Annotated in this window: 1 protein-coding gene; it reads right to left on the bottom strand. The window is 46.2% G+C overall.

Annotated features, from left to right (window positions below; genetic code table 11):
- On the bottom strand, positions 1 to 178 hold a 178-nt coding region (locus ACLJNW_RS28675; RefSeq protein WP_410962082.1), incomplete at its 3' end, for a DUF3302 domain-containing protein.
- Positions 179 to 234 lie beyond the last annotated feature (56 nt).

Here is a 234-nt window from a genome sequence, read left to right as displayed (position 1 = left end):
GCCAAATAACATGAAGAGTGAACAGGCTCACCCATCCCGCAGTATGGATGGCATCGGCATGGGGATGGTTACGTTTTTTAGCCATGTTATAGGGAATATCGTGAATGGCGATGATTCCGTAAAACAGAACCAGAAAAACGAAGATCAGCACGCCCAACGCGAAATAATTTAGAAACATGCCTGCCTCGAATTCACGCTAATTAGAGTTTTTTATGCCGGCAGCCGTATGCACCC

Origin of the sequence: Salmonella sp. SAL4457, from assembly GCF_046548235.1 — a bacterium.
In the GTDB taxonomy this organism is placed as follows: domain Bacteria; phylum Pseudomonadota; class Gammaproteobacteria; order Enterobacterales; family Enterobacteriaceae; genus Salmonella; species Salmonella enterica.
This window is presented reverse-complemented; position numbering and strand designations above follow the sequence as displayed.